Raw genomic sequence first — 13,533 nt, 5'->3', positions numbered from 1 at the left:
GCCGGTGGCCCACCTTGGTCAGCCCGGCGGAACAACCGCCAGGGCACATGAGTGAAGCGAGGTCACATGTTCAAGAAGTGGGTCACCGCCGCGGCCGTGACGGCGCTGCTGCTGACCGGAATCGGGACGCAGGCGCAGGCGTCACCGGCTGCTGAACCCCGAGCCGCCACCACGGCGGACAAAGCCGTCGAGATCTGGCACGCCATCGAGTCCAGATACGTCGACCTGAAGGTGACCGAGACAGGTCCGCTGACCAGGACGATCACGTTCGCCGACCACAAGGGCACGAAGTACGAGTACTCGTTCGACGTGCCCGAGAACGCCGCGAACGGCGACATGAAGGCCGAGTACAAGACGACGTGGACGTCGTGGCAGCTCAACCGCAGGGAAACCCTCGAACTGGCGCGGGATGGCGCCGACGCGGCCGTCATCTACGCCATCGCCGCCGCCGCCGGCTGCGGCGCATGTGTCGTGGGCGCCGTGATCGAGGGCTACTGGTCCACGCAGGCCAACGCCTACTACAACCGCGGCAACTGCGCGGAGATCAAGTTCTGGCTCGCGATCCGCGAGTACTCCGGGGGCTACTGCCGCTGATCAGCCGACCGGTGGCCGCGACCTGGGGGTGCGGCCACCGGGACGCGTCACCCGAAAGGAGACAGGAAGATGCGAGTGAAGCCGGCGACAGCGGTCGGCGCGGTGATGGCACTCGTCGCCACCGTGCTGATGTCCGCTCCTGCCGTAGCCGCAGGAGGTTCCGCGGACTTCGTCGTCCAGGCGCGAGCCGCCGGGCTGTCCGCGGAGCAGGCCGCAGGTCTTCAGGAGAAGGCCGACCGGTACCTGGCGAAGCTGGGCGGTCAGGCTCGCCAGGTCGCACCGAACCGGATCGAGTTGCCAGGAGCGGTGCTGAACATCCCGGTGCCCGGCGAGACCAGGCCACGTGCCCTGAGCGCGGCGGCTCCCATCCCGGAGTGTCAGGGCGGGGCGAACTACAAGTGGTTCTGCGCCTACCAGTACGAGAACTTCGGCGGCGCCCATGTCGGCATGAAGCGGTGCGGGCAGTGGAATGTCATTCCGTGGTCCACCACCGGGTCGTGGGAGAACAACCAGACGCGTGGCACACAGCCACTGCTCCAGTTCCTCGCCGGCTCGACCTGGAGGATGCCAGGCGCATATGCCGTGCAGCGCACGGGTGTGGGGTGGTCTTCGGTGTACCGGATCATGCCGTGCTGACCACTTCCCGCTGATCACGTTGTGCGTGGTGGTGCGATGGAGGTGGTGGCCCCGCTAGAGGGGATTGCCGTGCCAGCGCCAGTCGTTCTGCTCCGGCTGGCCGGGCAGCTGAACCCTGTTGGTGGACCACAACAACGCGGTCCACGGGTCGATGTCGGTCAGTGTCGCGGCGGTGTGCGGAAACAACCGCGCGATGACGTTGTGGCACATCTGCGATGGCGGAGTGAGGCGCAGGCCGAGCCCGAGCGCCAGATCGTGGCCGTGCACGAGCATCTCCACGCAGCCCATGGCCGCGAAGCCTTCGGGATCGGAGCGGCCGGTGGGGTGGTACGCCCTCGTGGTCGGCGAGCACGTGCGCACGACCGAGGCGAGCAGACGGCCGCTCAGCACCAGGAATTCCAGCAGTTCGGGTGCGGAGGCGTTGGCGTCGGCGACGGCCATGAACCGCGCATAGCGGTCCTGCGGCGCCGCGATCAGCTGGCCCGCGTAGGAGATGAGGCAGTCGCCGATGTGTTCGGCGGTGGCGCGTGCGGTCCATTCACCTGTGCCGGAGGCGGTCAGCCAGTCCTGGCCGACCGCCGGCTTCAGGGTGCTTTCCACCGCGTTGATCGCGAGGTCGAGGTCATCGGCCGTGACAGTCACGTGGCTCCTGACGGGACGGCAGAGTGATGAGATCACCACCGTAGGTCACCACCCCGGTGGTGCTGCTAGTGATGTCCGTGGCCGGTGGACAGCGTGCGCGCGGTGCTGTCCTCCGTGCCCGGCTGGACGATCACGAACTGACCCATCATGCCCTTGTCCTCGTGCTTGAGGATGTGGCAGTGGTACATGTAGGGCGTCCGCGGGTCGGCGTGCCGCCCGAACTCGACGGCCAGGCGGGCTTTCGTCTTGCCGGGCACGAACACGGTGTCCTTGGCGCCGCGCAGGTGCTCCGGCGGCTGCCCGCCGTCGAGGTCGAGCACCCGGAACGACACCTCGTGGATGTGGAAGTTGTGGGAGAACGTGACGTTGTCCAGCTCCCAGATCTCGTGGGCCCCGGCCGGCACGACCAGGTCGATCCGGGACATGTCCATGTCCTGCCCGTTGATGTTCGTGCCGTTGAGGCGGAACGTGCGGACCGTCGTGCCCTCGACCGGCGGTGCGAGGTGCGCGAGGTGGTCCGGCAGCTCGGGAGACGGGGAAAGCTGGTGGGCGGCAACGAGTTTCAGCACGTCGTAGTCGCCGTTCTCGACCTCGGAGTCGCCGTCGAAGCTCTTCAGCAGCACCTGCTCGCCGGGGGTGAACGCGGCCACGATCTCGAACCGCTCACCGGGGCTGATTCGGAACCGTTGCACCGCAGCGGGTTTGGCCAGCAGCCCGCCGTCGCTCGCGACGACGTGGAATGTCCTGTCGTCCGCGAACCCGAGGGTGTAGACGTGGGCGTTGGAGCCGTTGAGAACCCGGAACCGGACGCGGCTCGTCGTGACCTGGAAGAACGGATCGTAGGTGCCGTTGACCAGGAGCTGGTCGCCGAGCAGTCCGAACGTGCCGCCGAAGCTCTCGTCCAGCCGGCCGTCGGGCGTGAACTTCCTGTCCTGGATGATCAGCGGGATGTCGTCGGTGCCGTAGTCACGGGGCAACGCGACGTCGTGGTCGTCGTCGATGAGGAACATCCCGGCGAGGCCGCGGTAGACGTGCCGGGACGTCTGGCCGTGCGGGTGCGGGTGGTACCAGGTGGTGGCGGCCGGCTGGTCCACCGTCCACTCCGGACTCCAGGTGCCGCCGGGCTGGATCATCTGGTGCGGGCCGCCGTCCATCGCCGCGGGCAGCCGCATCCCGTGCCAGTGCAGGGTGCTCGCCTCGCCGAGCCCGTTCGTCACCGACATCGCCACCCGGTCGCCCCGCTTCGCGCGCAGCGTCGGTCCGAGATGGTCACCGTTGATGCCCCACGTCGACGCGGTCTTGCCCGGCAGCAGCTCGGTGCGCCCTTCCTGCAGCCGCAACGGGTAGCGCTTCACGCCGTCCGCGCCGGGCACGGGGTCGAGGACCGGCGGGATGCGCAGGGGGTTGCGGAACGTGAGGGCGCCGGCGTTGCCGTCCGCGCCGCCGCACCCGGCCAGCGCGAGTCCTGCCACGAGCCCGGTGAGGGCGAGGAAGCTGCGTCGTCTCATGACACCGGAGCATGGTCAAACCGCAGGTCGAAGGCGTCGGCCCTGGACGGCAACGTCCGTGTACATCCTCGGCGGTAGTGTCATCCTCCGGCGGTACGCGGCAGGTGTCCGCCGTGGACGGACGCGGTGACGCCGGCTCGAACGGCAGGCTCGCCGCCATGAAACTTCTGCTGATCCCGGCCCTGCTCGGCTCCCTCGTCACGACCGTCCCGGTGGCGCAGGAGGTGGACATCGCCGTCACCCCGGAGGGTTTCGCCGCCCCCGCGACGCTGCGGGCGGGCTCGGTGACGTTGCGGGTCCGCTCCAGCGATCCCCAGGGGGCGTGGATCGGGCTGGTCAAGCCCCGTCCCGGAATCACGCTGGAGCGGTACCTCGCGGATCTGGAACGGTCGATGGGCAGCGACCCCGTCGAAGGCGGCAAGGCGGTGCTCCAGGACGTCGAGATGCTCGGCGGCGTGGCCGTCGCGGGCGTTCCGGCGTCGGTGACGCTGCGGGTGCCGCCCGGCGATCACTACCTGGTCGACTTCCGCGACGTCGGCCAGCCCGGCCTCGCGAGCCGGGTGCGGCCGGTACGGGTGCTCCCCGAACGCGCAGGTGCGGCGGCACCGGCGTCGGCACAGATCACGTTGCTGGACGGGAGGTTCCTGGCGCCCGCGAGGCTCACCGGCCCGGTTCGCGTGGTCAACCGGTCCGCCCAGCACAACGAGGCGATGCTGATGCCCGTCCGGCCGGGGACGTCGCTGCCGGACCTGGACGCGTTCTTCACCGAGGTCGACGCAGGGCGGTACCCCGCGCGCTCTCCCTTCACCGGAGGCCCGACCGGCGTGGTGCCGTTGTCGCCCGGCCGGTCCGCCGTCCTGGACGCCCCGCTGCCGCCTGGCGAGTACGCCCTGGTCACTTGGGTCCGGGAGATCAGGACGGGCAAGATGTTCGCGGCGCGCGGGATGCGCGCGTTGATCACGGTGGGGGGATAGGACGTGCCACGACCGGCCGACCTCGCGCTGGGCGCCGCGCTCGCCGCCCTGGTTCTGATCGGCGGCGTGCTCGCCGTCGGGCCGCCGGGCCCGTCGGGCCCGCTGGACCTCGGCGCGATCGCACTCGCGGTGACGGCCGGGGCGGCGGTGGCGTTGCGGCAACGGTTCCCCGTGGCGTGCCTGCTGATCGTCAACATCGCCACGGTGGCGTGGTTCCACCTCGACTACCACGGCCGGCTGATCACCATCGCCCCGCTGATCGGCTGCTACACGCTGGCCGCGCACCGCGGCCCGAAGGCGGGCGTGCTCGGCGGGCTGTTCACCGCCGCCGTCACCGTCCTCGCGGTGCGGCTGGCGCTGAACGGTCAGTGGTTCGGCGACCAGGTGTTCAACGCCGTGCCGCTGGAAGCCGCCGCCACCGCGCTGGGTGCGGCCGTGCACTCGCACCGGGCGTTCGCGGCGGGTGCCCGCGATCGTGCCGAACGGATCGCGCAGGCTCGATCCGACCAGACCCGCAGGCAGGCGGCCGAGGAACGGCTGGAGATCGCCCGCGAGCTGCACGACGTGTTCGGCCACACGATGGCCGCGATCAGCGTCCAGGCCGGGGTGGCGGTGCACGTCATGCGGCGCAGACCGGAACAGGCCGCGGAAGCGCTGAACACCATCAAGCGCATCAGCGACGAAAGCCTGGCCGAGGTGCAGGTGCTGCTCGGCGCGATGCGGACGCCGGACCTGCGCACCGCGACCGGCGGTCTGGCCAAGCTGGACAAACTCCTCGACACCGCCGGCGTGAAGGTCGACCTGGTGGTGCGCGGCGAGGACCAGACCGTGCCGGTCGCCGTGGACCTCGCGGCGTACCGGATCATCCAGGAGTCGCTGACCAACGTGCGCAGGCACGCCCGCGCGTCGCACGTGCGGCTCGAACTCACCTACGGCGACGTGCTGGAGATCGTGGTGAAGGACGACGGCGAACCCGGCGAGGTGCCGACAACCATTGGCGGACATGGCATCGACGGGATGCGCGCCCGCGCCGAGAAGCTGGGTGGCACGCTGACCGCGGGACGCGTGGAGGACGGGTTCGAGGTGCGCTGCGCACTGCCGGTCAAGAATCTGGCGGCCGAGAAGGAGACTCCGTGATCAAGGTGCTCATCGCCGACGACCAGGCGCTGGTACGCGGCGGGTTCCGGGTCCTGATCGACAGTGAGCCGGACATGACCGTCGTCGGCGAGGCGGGCGACGGCGCGGCCGCGGCCGAGCTGGCCCGCGCCACCCGGCCGGACGTGATCCTGATGGACGTGCAGATGCCTGGGGTGGACGGCATCGAGGGCATCCGCCGGGTGGTGGCCGATCCCGACCTCGCGGGCGTGCGCATCCTCATCCTCACGACGTTCGACGAGGACGACTACGCCGTCGCGGGCCTGAACGCGGGCGCGAGCGGGTTCCTGTTGAAAACCACCGATCCGGGGCAGCTGCTGCACGGCATCCGCGTGGTCGCGGGCGGCGAGGAACTGCTGTCGCCCGGCCTGACCAGGCGGCTCATCGCCCGCATGACCAGGCCGGCCGCGGTCGACCACGACGTGTTCGAGCAGCTCACCACCCGCGAGCGCGAAGTCGTCGCACTCGCCGCGCAGGGACTGAGCAACGAGGAGATCACCCGCGAGCTGGTGATCAGCCCGGCCACGACCAAGACCCACATCAGCAGGGCACTCGCGAAGCTCGGTGCTCGCGACCGGGCACAGCTCGTGGCGCTGGCCTACCGGCACGGTCTCGTACGGCCGGGCTAGCCACCCGCCGACCGCAGCGCGGTTCGGACCGCGACGGCTTTGGGGTGGTCGAGGCGGTCGAGGATCACCAGCGCGTGGCGCAGCGCGTCTCGTTCGGCTTCGACATCGCCCGCCGCGCGATGGACGGCCGCGATGTGCCGCAACGTGTGGTTCGCACCACCGGTGCAGCTCCGGGCACGAGCCGAACGCCCGGTTGACGACCTCGACGTGACCGCTCGCCCTGGAGCGGAACTGCCACCGCTGGGACTGGGCGGCGTACGGGTCGCCTGCTGGACCGAGACGTCCCGGCCAACCCGCAGTCCTTTGTGGACATGGGCAATCCGTCGAGCTCCCTCACCGCACGCGGCCGCCTCCCCTCTGACGCGGCCGGGTCCAGGACGAGGTGGGGAGCCCAGCCGGGCAGCTGAAACGCCGAAGGGAGGCCGGTGCGACACCGGCCCTCCCCGAAGCGGTTCGTCAGATCTTGCCCGCCGCCACGTCGGTGAGGAAGACGCGGGACGACTTGTACTTCACCACCCCGGGCTTCGACGGGTGCGGCGAGTTGTTGTTCGGGACGGTCTCGTCGAGGATGGGCAGGCCGTTGTCGGCGTTGATGGTGAGCACGGCCGAGGCGTCGCCGCCCAGGATGTCGGCGCCCGTGGTGATGGTCAGCGCGCGCTGGCCGTCGACGTCGGTCTTGCCGACCGTCACCTGCTTGATGGTCGCGAGCAGCTTCAGCACACCCGCGCGAACCTCCGCGTTGGCGGCACCGATGAACAGCGCGTGCGTGGCGTTGCTCCACAGGTGGTTGCTGATCAGGTTCTCCAGCTCCTGGCCCGTCGGACGCGGCCTGGGGGCGGGGACCGGCTTGCCGATCTTGCGGAACTCCTCCGCGAGCTGCGCCTGGGCGTCCGCCCAGGCCTTGTCCGCCTCGGCGGGGCTCAGGCCGACTCCCAGCGCGTTGTTGGACGCGGTGATCATCGCGATCCTGGCCTTCTCCACGTCGCCGTTCGCCGCTTCGCGAGCCGCCGCCATCACCTTCGCGTCGAACGGGACGGCCGTGTCCTCGTTCCTGGCCACCGAGGCCGCCAGGCTCTTCGCCGAGTCGCCCCTGAAGATCTGACCCTTGTCCGTGTAGACGACGTAGAACGTGTACTCCGGGAGGCCCGCGGGCATCTTCGTGCCGATGATCAGCGACGAGTCACCGATCAGCGCGGTGGCCTTGACGTCGGAGGCCAGCTTCACGAGCGGTGACTCGACCACTGGCGGGGCCACCGGCGCGGCCGCCTCGGGAGTGGACGGGCCGACCGGGACGCTGCCGCCCGTCGTGCTCATCACCACGGCCGCGGCCACCGCCGCCGCGCCCACGGCGGCGAGACTCGCCCTGGGCCAGGAAAACCAGCGCTTTGGCCGCACGACCGTGGTCACGGGTTCCGCCATCGCCGTCTGCAGCACCGTGCGGGCACGGTCGTAGGCCTCAGGACTCGGGGACGGCACATCACTCAGCTTCTTCATCAGGTCCATTTCATCCATGAGTCGTCTTCTCACGTCGTCGGGACTTGCAGCAGCGCGGCCACTTCCGGGGCCTCTCGCAACGCCTTGCGCGCCTGGTGCAGCAGACGGCGAGCAGTGCCGGCGGGGATGTCGAGCACCCGCCCGGCCTCGGCCACGGTCAGGTCCTCCCAGGCGACCAGGCCCAGCACCTCACGTTCCTCGGGTTTGAGCCGGGCCAGAGCCCTGCGCAGCAACGCCTGCGTGTCCACGCGGGCGTCCACCGCCGGCCAGGGATCCCAGTCGCTCGCCACCCCGGTCAGGTCCGGTGCCGGCTCCTCGGCCGGTTCGGACCGCCAGTGCCGCCGCAACCTGTTCAGCGCGACCCCGTACAACCAAGGTCTGGCTTCGGGATACGAACGGTCGTAGGTCGCCCGTGACTCGTAGGCGGCGACCCATACGTCGCCGAGCACGTCCTCGGCGGCCTGACGTCCCACTCTGCGCGCGAGGTAGTTCCCGATCGCCGTCTCGTGACGGCTGATCACTTCCACGAAGGCATCGGTGTCTCCGCTCAGCGATCTGCCGATCAGTTCCGCGTCTGACGACATGAAGCTCCTCGGTTTCGCTTCGCCCTTGCACCCCGTCTTTGCCAACGCGCGGCGAAAGTGTTCAGGTTGCCAGAAACCCGCTGATCAGCGGGGCACAAGCCGGCCGGGTGAGATCAGGGGTGCCTCCCCTCCGACACGGGTGGTTCAGTGAGGAGATGACCGAACTGGTCCATGCGATGAGTGAGGCCGCCGACGGATTCGGCCGCCTCGTGCGCGCCGTGGCGCCGCACCAGTGGCAGCTGCCGACCCCGTGTCCGGACTTCACGGTGCTCGCGTTGGTCGAGCACGTGGTGGAAAGCCTGACGCAGTACGCCGATCTGGTGGTCGACCAGCGGTTCGACCCCGATTTCACGGCCGACCTCGCCGGCGCGGACGTGCCGGCCGCACATCGGGCCGCGGCCGCGCTGGCGATCGAGGCGTGGTCAGCCGACAGCGTGATCGAGGCCGACCACCCGATGCCGTGGGGCCCGGTGGCCGGCCGCGACCTGGCCGGTCACCTGGTGCTGGAACACGTGGTACACGGCTGGGACCTGGCTGTCGCCACGGGACAGTCCTCCCCGTTCCACGACAAGCTGGTCGCGGCCGCGGACCGGATCGCCCGTGCGCACGACGAGCGGGTACTGCGTCAGCCGGGCATGTTCGCCGCCGCGGTGCCGGTCGCCGCCGACGCGACTGCGTCCTGCCGCCTGGCGGGCTTCCTCGGGCGGCGCTTTTCGGGCTGATCTCCTCCCACGGGAGGACTTCCTCGCCGCATTTCTCCTCCCCGGCGGCCCGCGGCTGATCGACCCGCGGGCGATGCCCGGCCGAGCCACCGGCTGCGACGCTGATCGCGGTTCGGCGGTGCACGCGAGTGCCTGGCGGAAGGGGATCGGTGGTGACGGCGATCGACGGCGGCAGCGAGGTGGGAGGCGAGGTCGAGGACCTGCTCCGCGCGGTGGGGACCACGGTGCTGGCGCAGGACGACGGCACGCCCTTCGGCGACCTCGGCGTGGACTCGCTTGCCAGGATGGAGATCTCCAAACGGGTGCAGGACCGCTACGGCGGTGACATCGAGGACCTGTTGACGGAGGACACGACGCCGGCCGCCCTCCGCAAGATCATCAACCGGCTGGCCGGTCGCCGGCCGATCGCGCGCACCGAGAACCACGTGGAGATCGCCGCTCCCATCGGCTACGTGTGGGCTGCGGTCAACGACGTGCGCCGGTGGACCGAGCTGTTCACCGAGTACGCCTCCGTCGAAGTGCTGGCGGAGGGGGAGAACTGGGTCACCTTCCGGCTCACCCTGCACCCCGACGCGAACGGCGTCAGCTGGTCCTGGGTGTCGCGCCGCCGCTGGAACCGGGACAAGTGGACGGTCAGGGCGTGGCGGATCGAACGCGGCAACTTCGAGTTCATGCGGCTGCGCTGGTCGTTCGAGCAACTCGCGCCGGATCGCACCCGCATGACGTGGGCTCAGGAGTTCCGGATGAAGCCGACGGCGCCATTGGACGACGCGGCGATGGTCCAGCGGATCAACACCGGTTCGGCCGTGCAGATGGAGATCATCGCGCGCCGGATCGAAGAGCGCCGCCGCACTGTGCGGACCTGGGACACCACGTCGTCGGTGCGCAAGCGCGGCGGTGACATGCGGACGTTGATCGGACCGGCCGCCTGCGGTTCCGCCTACGGCATCAGCGGATTCGTCGAGCTGGCGCCTGGCGAGCGGATCGACGAGCACCTGCACCCCTACTCGGAGGAGCACCTGCTGATCGTGTCCGGCCAGGCCGAGATCGACTTGGAGGACACGCCGGTTCCGTTGCAGGCCAAGCAAGGCGTGCTCGTACCGCGCAATGTCCGGCACCGGCTGCGAAACACCGGCGACGTCCCGCTGGTCGCGGTGTTCGCGCTGAGCCCGCTCGCGCCGAGGCCGGAACTGGGGCACGTGGACACCGAGTCCGGAGGGCGCTGATGACGCGCCGCACCGCGGTGACCGGCATCGGCGTGGTCGCGCCAGGAGGCCCGACCAGAGAGGCTTTCTGGCAGCGGGTGCTGGAGGGCCGCCCGGCGGTCCGCACGATCACCGCGTTCGACCCCTCGCCCTTTCGGTCCCAGGTCGCTGCCGAGTGCGACGACGTGCCGGATCTGCATGAGGATCGGTACATCTCGATGGCTGCAGCCGCCGCCGACGAAGCCGTCGCCGACGCGGGGATCGATTTGTCCACAGTGGATCCGTTCACCGTCGGGGTCAGCATGGGCACCGCCGTCGGTGCGTCGCTCAGGCTGGAGGAGGAGTACGCGCGGGCCAGCGACAAAGGTCACGTGTGGACGGTCGACGGCACGCGGGTCCACAGTGACCTGTACCCGGCGCTGGTGCCGTCGAGCCTCGCGACGGAGGTGGCGATCCGGCTGAGGGCCCGCGGGCCGGTGATGACCATCTCCACCGGCTGCACGTCGGGCATCGACTCGATCGGCGTCGCCCACGAACTGATCGTCGACGGCGAGGCCGACGTCGTGATCGCCGGTGCGTCCGACGCACCGGTCACGCCGATCACCGCCGCCTCCTTCGACGCCATCCGCGCCACCACTCCTCGCAACGAGGACCCGGTCACCGCCTCCCGGCCCTTCGACGCCACCAGGGAAGGTTTCGTCCTCGGCGAAGGCGCCGCTGTGCTGGTGCTCGAAGAGCTTTCCGCGGCACGCCGGCGCGGCGCGCGCATCTACTGTGAGCTGGCTGGATACGCCGGCCGGGCCAACTCGTTCCACATGACCGGCCTCAAGCCGGACGGCACGGAGATGGCCGAGGCCATCCGGATCGCGCTCCGCCGCGCGGGTCTCCAGCCGGGTCAGGTGGACTACATCAGCGCGCATGGTTCCGGCACGAAGCAGAACGACCGGCACGAGACGGCCGCGTTCAAGCTGGCGCTCGGTGAGCACGCGCGCAGCACCCCCATCAGCTCGATCAAGGCGGTGGTGGGGCATTCTCTCGGCGCCATCGGAGCGATCGAGATGGCGGCCTGCGCGCTGGCGATCCGAGACCGCGTGGTCCCGCCGACCGCGAACCTGCGGAACCCGTCGCCGGAATGCGACCTGGACTACGTTCCGCTGATCGCACGGCAGCACCACGTGCGCAGCGCGTTGTCGGTGGGCAGCGGGTTCGGCGGTTTTCAGTCCGCCATGGTGTTCTCCGAGATCGCGGACGGTGGCCGGTGAGCCAGGACCCCATCGTGATCACCGGCCTCGGCGTGGTCGCGCCGAACGGAATCGGCACCGAACAGCAGTGGAAAGCCACTCTGGCCAAGCGCAGCGGCATCGCGCCGTTGCCGGAGGACGTGCGCGGCGGTTCCGGTTTGCCGGCAGGCGGCCTGGTCGCCGACTTCGACGCCGACCAGTTCGTCGTGGATCGGCAACGGGTGCAGACCGACCGGTGGACGTGGTTCTGCCTGGCTGCCGCCGAGCTCTGTCTCGCCGACGCGGAACTGGACTTCGACCGGACCGATCCCTACTGCCTCTCGGTGGTCACGCCGAGCTCGACCGGCGGCAACGTGTTCGGCCAGCGGGAGTTGCAGTCGCTGTGGTCGAAGGGTCCGCGGGCGGTCACCGCGTACCAGTCCGTCGCCTGGTTCTACGCGGCGAGCGCGGGTCAGCTGTCCATCCGGCACGGTTTCAAGGGCCGCTGCACGGTGACCGTCGCCGACGGCGCGGGCGGCCTGGCCGCCGCCGGCGCGGCGTTGCGGATGCTGCGCTCGGAGCCGGACCAGCGTGTGCTGGTCGCTGGCGGCGAGGCGCCGTTCTCCCCGTATTCCGTGGTCTGCCACCAGAAGCGGACCGACCTGAGCCGCTCGGGGGACTACCAGCCGTTCCGCACACCGGCGACCGGCGGCGTGATCGGTGAGGGCGGCGCGGCCCTGCTCGTCGAGACGCTGGAGTCGGCGACGGCGAGACGCGCTCCCGGCCGTTACGCCGAGCTGGCTTCGGTCGCCTGCACCCATGACGCCCACGATCACGTGCTGGCTCCACCGACACCGGACGCGCTGGCGGCGGCGATCACCCGTGCGCTGTGGCGAGCCGACGTGACCCCGGCCGAGGTCGACATCGTGTTCGCCGACGGAAACGGCGCCGAGGACTGGGACGCGTTGGAGGTGGCCGCGTTGCGGAGCTGCCTCGGCGCACAGCTCGCCGACGTCCCGATCGTCGTGCCGAAGACGATGACCGGGCGGCTCAACTCGGCCGGGGCGCTGCTCGACCTGTGCTGGGCCGCGCAGGCACTGGTGTACGACGTGGCGCCACCGTCCCTCGGGGCCGACGAGCCTGGGCGACTCGACGTGGTCGGCGAGCCGTGTTTCGCGGCCGGGCTGAGTGTCGCGCTGGTCGTCGCCCGCGGCGCCGGAGGCTTCAACGCGGCCGCGGTGCTGAAGTCGATCGGGGGACGGGCGTGACCACAATGGACAGGACCACCACCATCGTCGACCTCAGCATGCCGGTTGCCGACCTGCCGTTCGACCCCGGTGTGGTGAAGATCGAACCCTGGACCCACGCCGACGGGCCGCGCCGGATCGGCCGCAAGGCCGCCTTCTCCCGGCACGTGCCGCTCGCGACCAGGCTGGGCCGCGCGATCGGTTATCTCACCGGCCGCAGGCGGATCGACGAACGGAGCTTCCCGGACGGGTTGTTCCTGGGCAACGAGTTCCTCACCCTCTCGGTGCACGCGGGCACCCACGTGGACGCCCCGTTCCACTACGGGCCGACCTGCGAGGGCAAGGCCGCCAAGAAGATTCACGAGATCCCGCTGGACTGGTGCGTCGGTCCCGGTGTGCTGATCGGGCTGACCGACAAGAAGCCCGGTGAGTCGATCACCGTGGAAGACCTGACAGCCGAGCTCGACCGCATCGGTCATGAGCTCCAGCCCGGGGAGATCGTGTTGCTGCACACCGGATCCGACCACCTGTGGCCGACGCCCGCCTACTTCGGCGGCCACCCCGGCATGACCGTGCCTGCCCTGGACTTCCTGCTGGACCACGGGATCAGGGTGATCGGCACCGACACCGCGGGGTTCGACCTGCCGGCCCCGGTGATGATCGAACGGTACTACCGGACAGGCGACAGGACGCACCTGTGGCCCTGCCACCTGTTCGGCCGCACCCGTGAGTACCTGCAGATCGAACGGATGGGCCACTTCGACCGGTTGCCGGCGCCGACCGGGTTCACGGTGTGCTGCCTGCCGATCAACGTGCGCGGTGCCGGGGCCGGCTGGGCGCGGCCGGTGGCGCTCGTCCCAGCAGAAATCGACACCGCAGCCATCGACAACGGCGCCACCAGCAGTGAAGTCGTGAGGGGGTGA

The 13,533-nt window shown here is 70.2% G+C and carries 15 protein-coding genes; 10 read left to right on the top strand and 5 right to left on the bottom strand.

Translation table 11 applies throughout. The features are described from left to right. Positions 1 to 66: 66 nt before the first annotated feature. Together JOD27_RS11990 and JOD27_RS11985 are read left to right on the top strand one after the other, a co-directional pair. The gene (locus tag JOD27_RS11990; RefSeq protein WP_204762252.1) at positions 67 to 594 is read left to right on the top strand and encodes a hypothetical protein; all 528 of its coding nucleotides are present in this window, start codon (positions 67 to 69) and stop codon (positions 592 to 594) included. A 69-nt stretch (positions 595 to 663) separates the two neighbouring features. Beyond that, entirely contained in the window at positions 664 to 1,230 is a 567-nt protein-coding gene (locus JOD27_RS11985) for a hypothetical protein (protein WP_204762251.1), read from the top strand. A 54-nt stretch (positions 1,231 to 1,284) separates the two neighbouring features. Here the strand turns inward: JOD27_RS11985 and JOD27_RS11980 are convergent, their stop codons facing one another. Together JOD27_RS11980 and JOD27_RS11975 are read right to left on the bottom strand one after the other, a co-directional pair. After that, positions 1,285 to 1,872, bottom strand: coding sequence for a maleylpyruvate isomerase N-terminal domain-containing protein (locus JOD27_RS11980; RefSeq protein ID WP_204762250.1), 588 nt, complete (start codon positions 1,870 to 1,872; stop codon positions 1,285 to 1,287). Between the two features lie 65 nt (positions 1,873 to 1,937). Next, positions 1,938 to 3,380 (bottom strand): multicopper oxidase family protein, encoded by a 1,443-nt coding sequence (locus JOD27_RS11975; protein WP_204762249.1) that lies wholly within the window; start codon positions 3,378 to 3,380, stop codon positions 1,938 to 1,940. A gap of 113 nt (positions 3,381 to 3,493) precedes the next feature. On the opposite strand from JOD27_RS11975, the gene JOD27_RS11970 reads away from it, so the two are divergent. Genes JOD27_RS11970 through JOD27_RS11960 form a run of 3 tightly spaced genes read left to right on the top strand, consistent with a single transcriptional unit; the run spans position 3,494 to position 6,138 of the window. Then, positions 3,494 to 4,354, top strand: coding sequence for a hypothetical protein (locus tag JOD27_RS11970; RefSeq protein ID WP_204762248.1), 861 nt, complete (start codon positions 3,494 to 3,496; stop codon positions 4,352 to 4,354). Positions 4,355 to 4,357: 3 nt separating this feature from the next. Then, entirely contained in the window at positions 4,358 to 5,491 is a 1,134-nt protein-coding gene (locus JOD27_RS45950) for a sensor histidine kinase (RefSeq protein ID WP_204762247.1), read from the top strand. After that, positions 5,488 to 6,138 carry a response regulator gene (locus JOD27_RS11960; RefSeq protein ID WP_204762246.1) on the top strand — a complete coding sequence of 217 codons (651 nt, stop codon included), beginning with the start codon at positions 5,488 to 5,490 and terminating at the stop codon, positions 6,136 to 6,138. Before JOD27_RS45950 ends, JOD27_RS11960 begins: the two co-directional genes overlap by 4 nt. On the opposite strand, the gene JOD27_RS11955 is transcribed toward JOD27_RS11960, so the two are convergent. The 3 genes from JOD27_RS11955 to JOD27_RS11945 form a co-directional block, all read right to left on the bottom strand. Continuing rightward, positions 6,135 to 6,281 carry a hypothetical protein gene (locus tag JOD27_RS11955; protein WP_204762245.1) on the bottom strand — a complete coding sequence of 49 codons (147 nt, stop codon included), beginning with the start codon at positions 6,279 to 6,281 and terminating at the stop codon, positions 6,135 to 6,137. The genes JOD27_RS11960 and JOD27_RS11955 overlap by 4 nt on opposite strands. Positions 6,282 to 6,594: 313 nt before the next feature. Continuing rightward, positions 6,595 to 7,650, bottom strand: a complete 1,056-nt coding sequence (locus tag JOD27_RS11950; protein WP_239566953.1) for a hypothetical protein — start codon at positions 7,648 to 7,650, stop codon at positions 6,595 to 6,597. An 11-nt stretch (positions 7,651 to 7,661) separates the two neighbouring features. Further along, positions 7,662 to 8,216: an RNA polymerase sigma factor gene (locus tag JOD27_RS11945; RefSeq protein ID WP_204762244.1), complete on the bottom strand. Its 555-nt coding sequence runs from the start codon at positions 8,214 to 8,216 to the stop codon at positions 7,662 to 7,664. Positions 8,217 to 8,371: 155 nt separating this feature from the next. Here JOD27_RS11945 and JOD27_RS11940 point away from each other — a divergent pair, with 155 nt between their 5' ends. From JOD27_RS11940 to JOD27_RS11920, 5 genes are all read left to right on the top strand, one after another. Beyond that, positions 8,372 to 8,938: a TIGR03086 family metal-binding protein gene (locus JOD27_RS11940; protein ID WP_204762243.1), complete on the top strand. Its 567-nt coding sequence runs from the start codon at positions 8,372 to 8,374 to the stop codon at positions 8,936 to 8,938. Between the two features lie 152 nt (positions 8,939 to 9,090). Further along, positions 9,091 to 10,164, top strand: coding sequence for a cupin domain-containing protein (locus tag JOD27_RS11935; protein ID WP_204762242.1), 1,074 nt, complete (start codon positions 9,091 to 9,093; stop codon positions 10,162 to 10,164). Next, entirely contained in the window at positions 10,164 to 11,405 is a 1,242-nt protein-coding gene (locus JOD27_RS11930; RefSeq protein ID WP_204762241.1) for a beta-ketoacyl-[acyl-carrier-protein] synthase family protein, read from the top strand. The genes JOD27_RS11935 and JOD27_RS11930 overlap by 1 nt, the downstream gene beginning before the upstream one ends. Next, the gene (locus JOD27_RS46565) at positions 11,402 to 12,631 is read left to right on the top strand and encodes a beta-ketoacyl synthase N-terminal-like domain-containing protein (RefSeq protein WP_204762240.1); all 1,230 of its coding nucleotides are present in this window, start codon (positions 11,402 to 11,404) and stop codon (positions 12,629 to 12,631) included. The genes JOD27_RS11930 and JOD27_RS46565 overlap by 4 nt, the downstream gene beginning before the upstream one ends. 5 nt (positions 12,632 to 12,636) lie before the next feature. Next, positions 12,637 to 13,533 (top strand): cyclase family protein, encoded by an 897-nt coding sequence (locus tag JOD27_RS11920; RefSeq protein ID WP_204762239.1) that lies wholly within the window; start codon positions 12,637 to 12,639, stop codon positions 13,531 to 13,533.

It is taken from the genome of Lentzea nigeriaca (genome assembly GCF_016907955.1).
GTDB classification, from domain to species: Bacteria; Actinomycetota; Actinomycetes; order Mycobacteriales; family Pseudonocardiaceae; genus Lentzea; species Lentzea nigeriaca.
The sequence above is the reverse complement of the archived record's forward strand: the minus strand, read 5'-3'. Positions and strand labels throughout refer to the sequence as shown.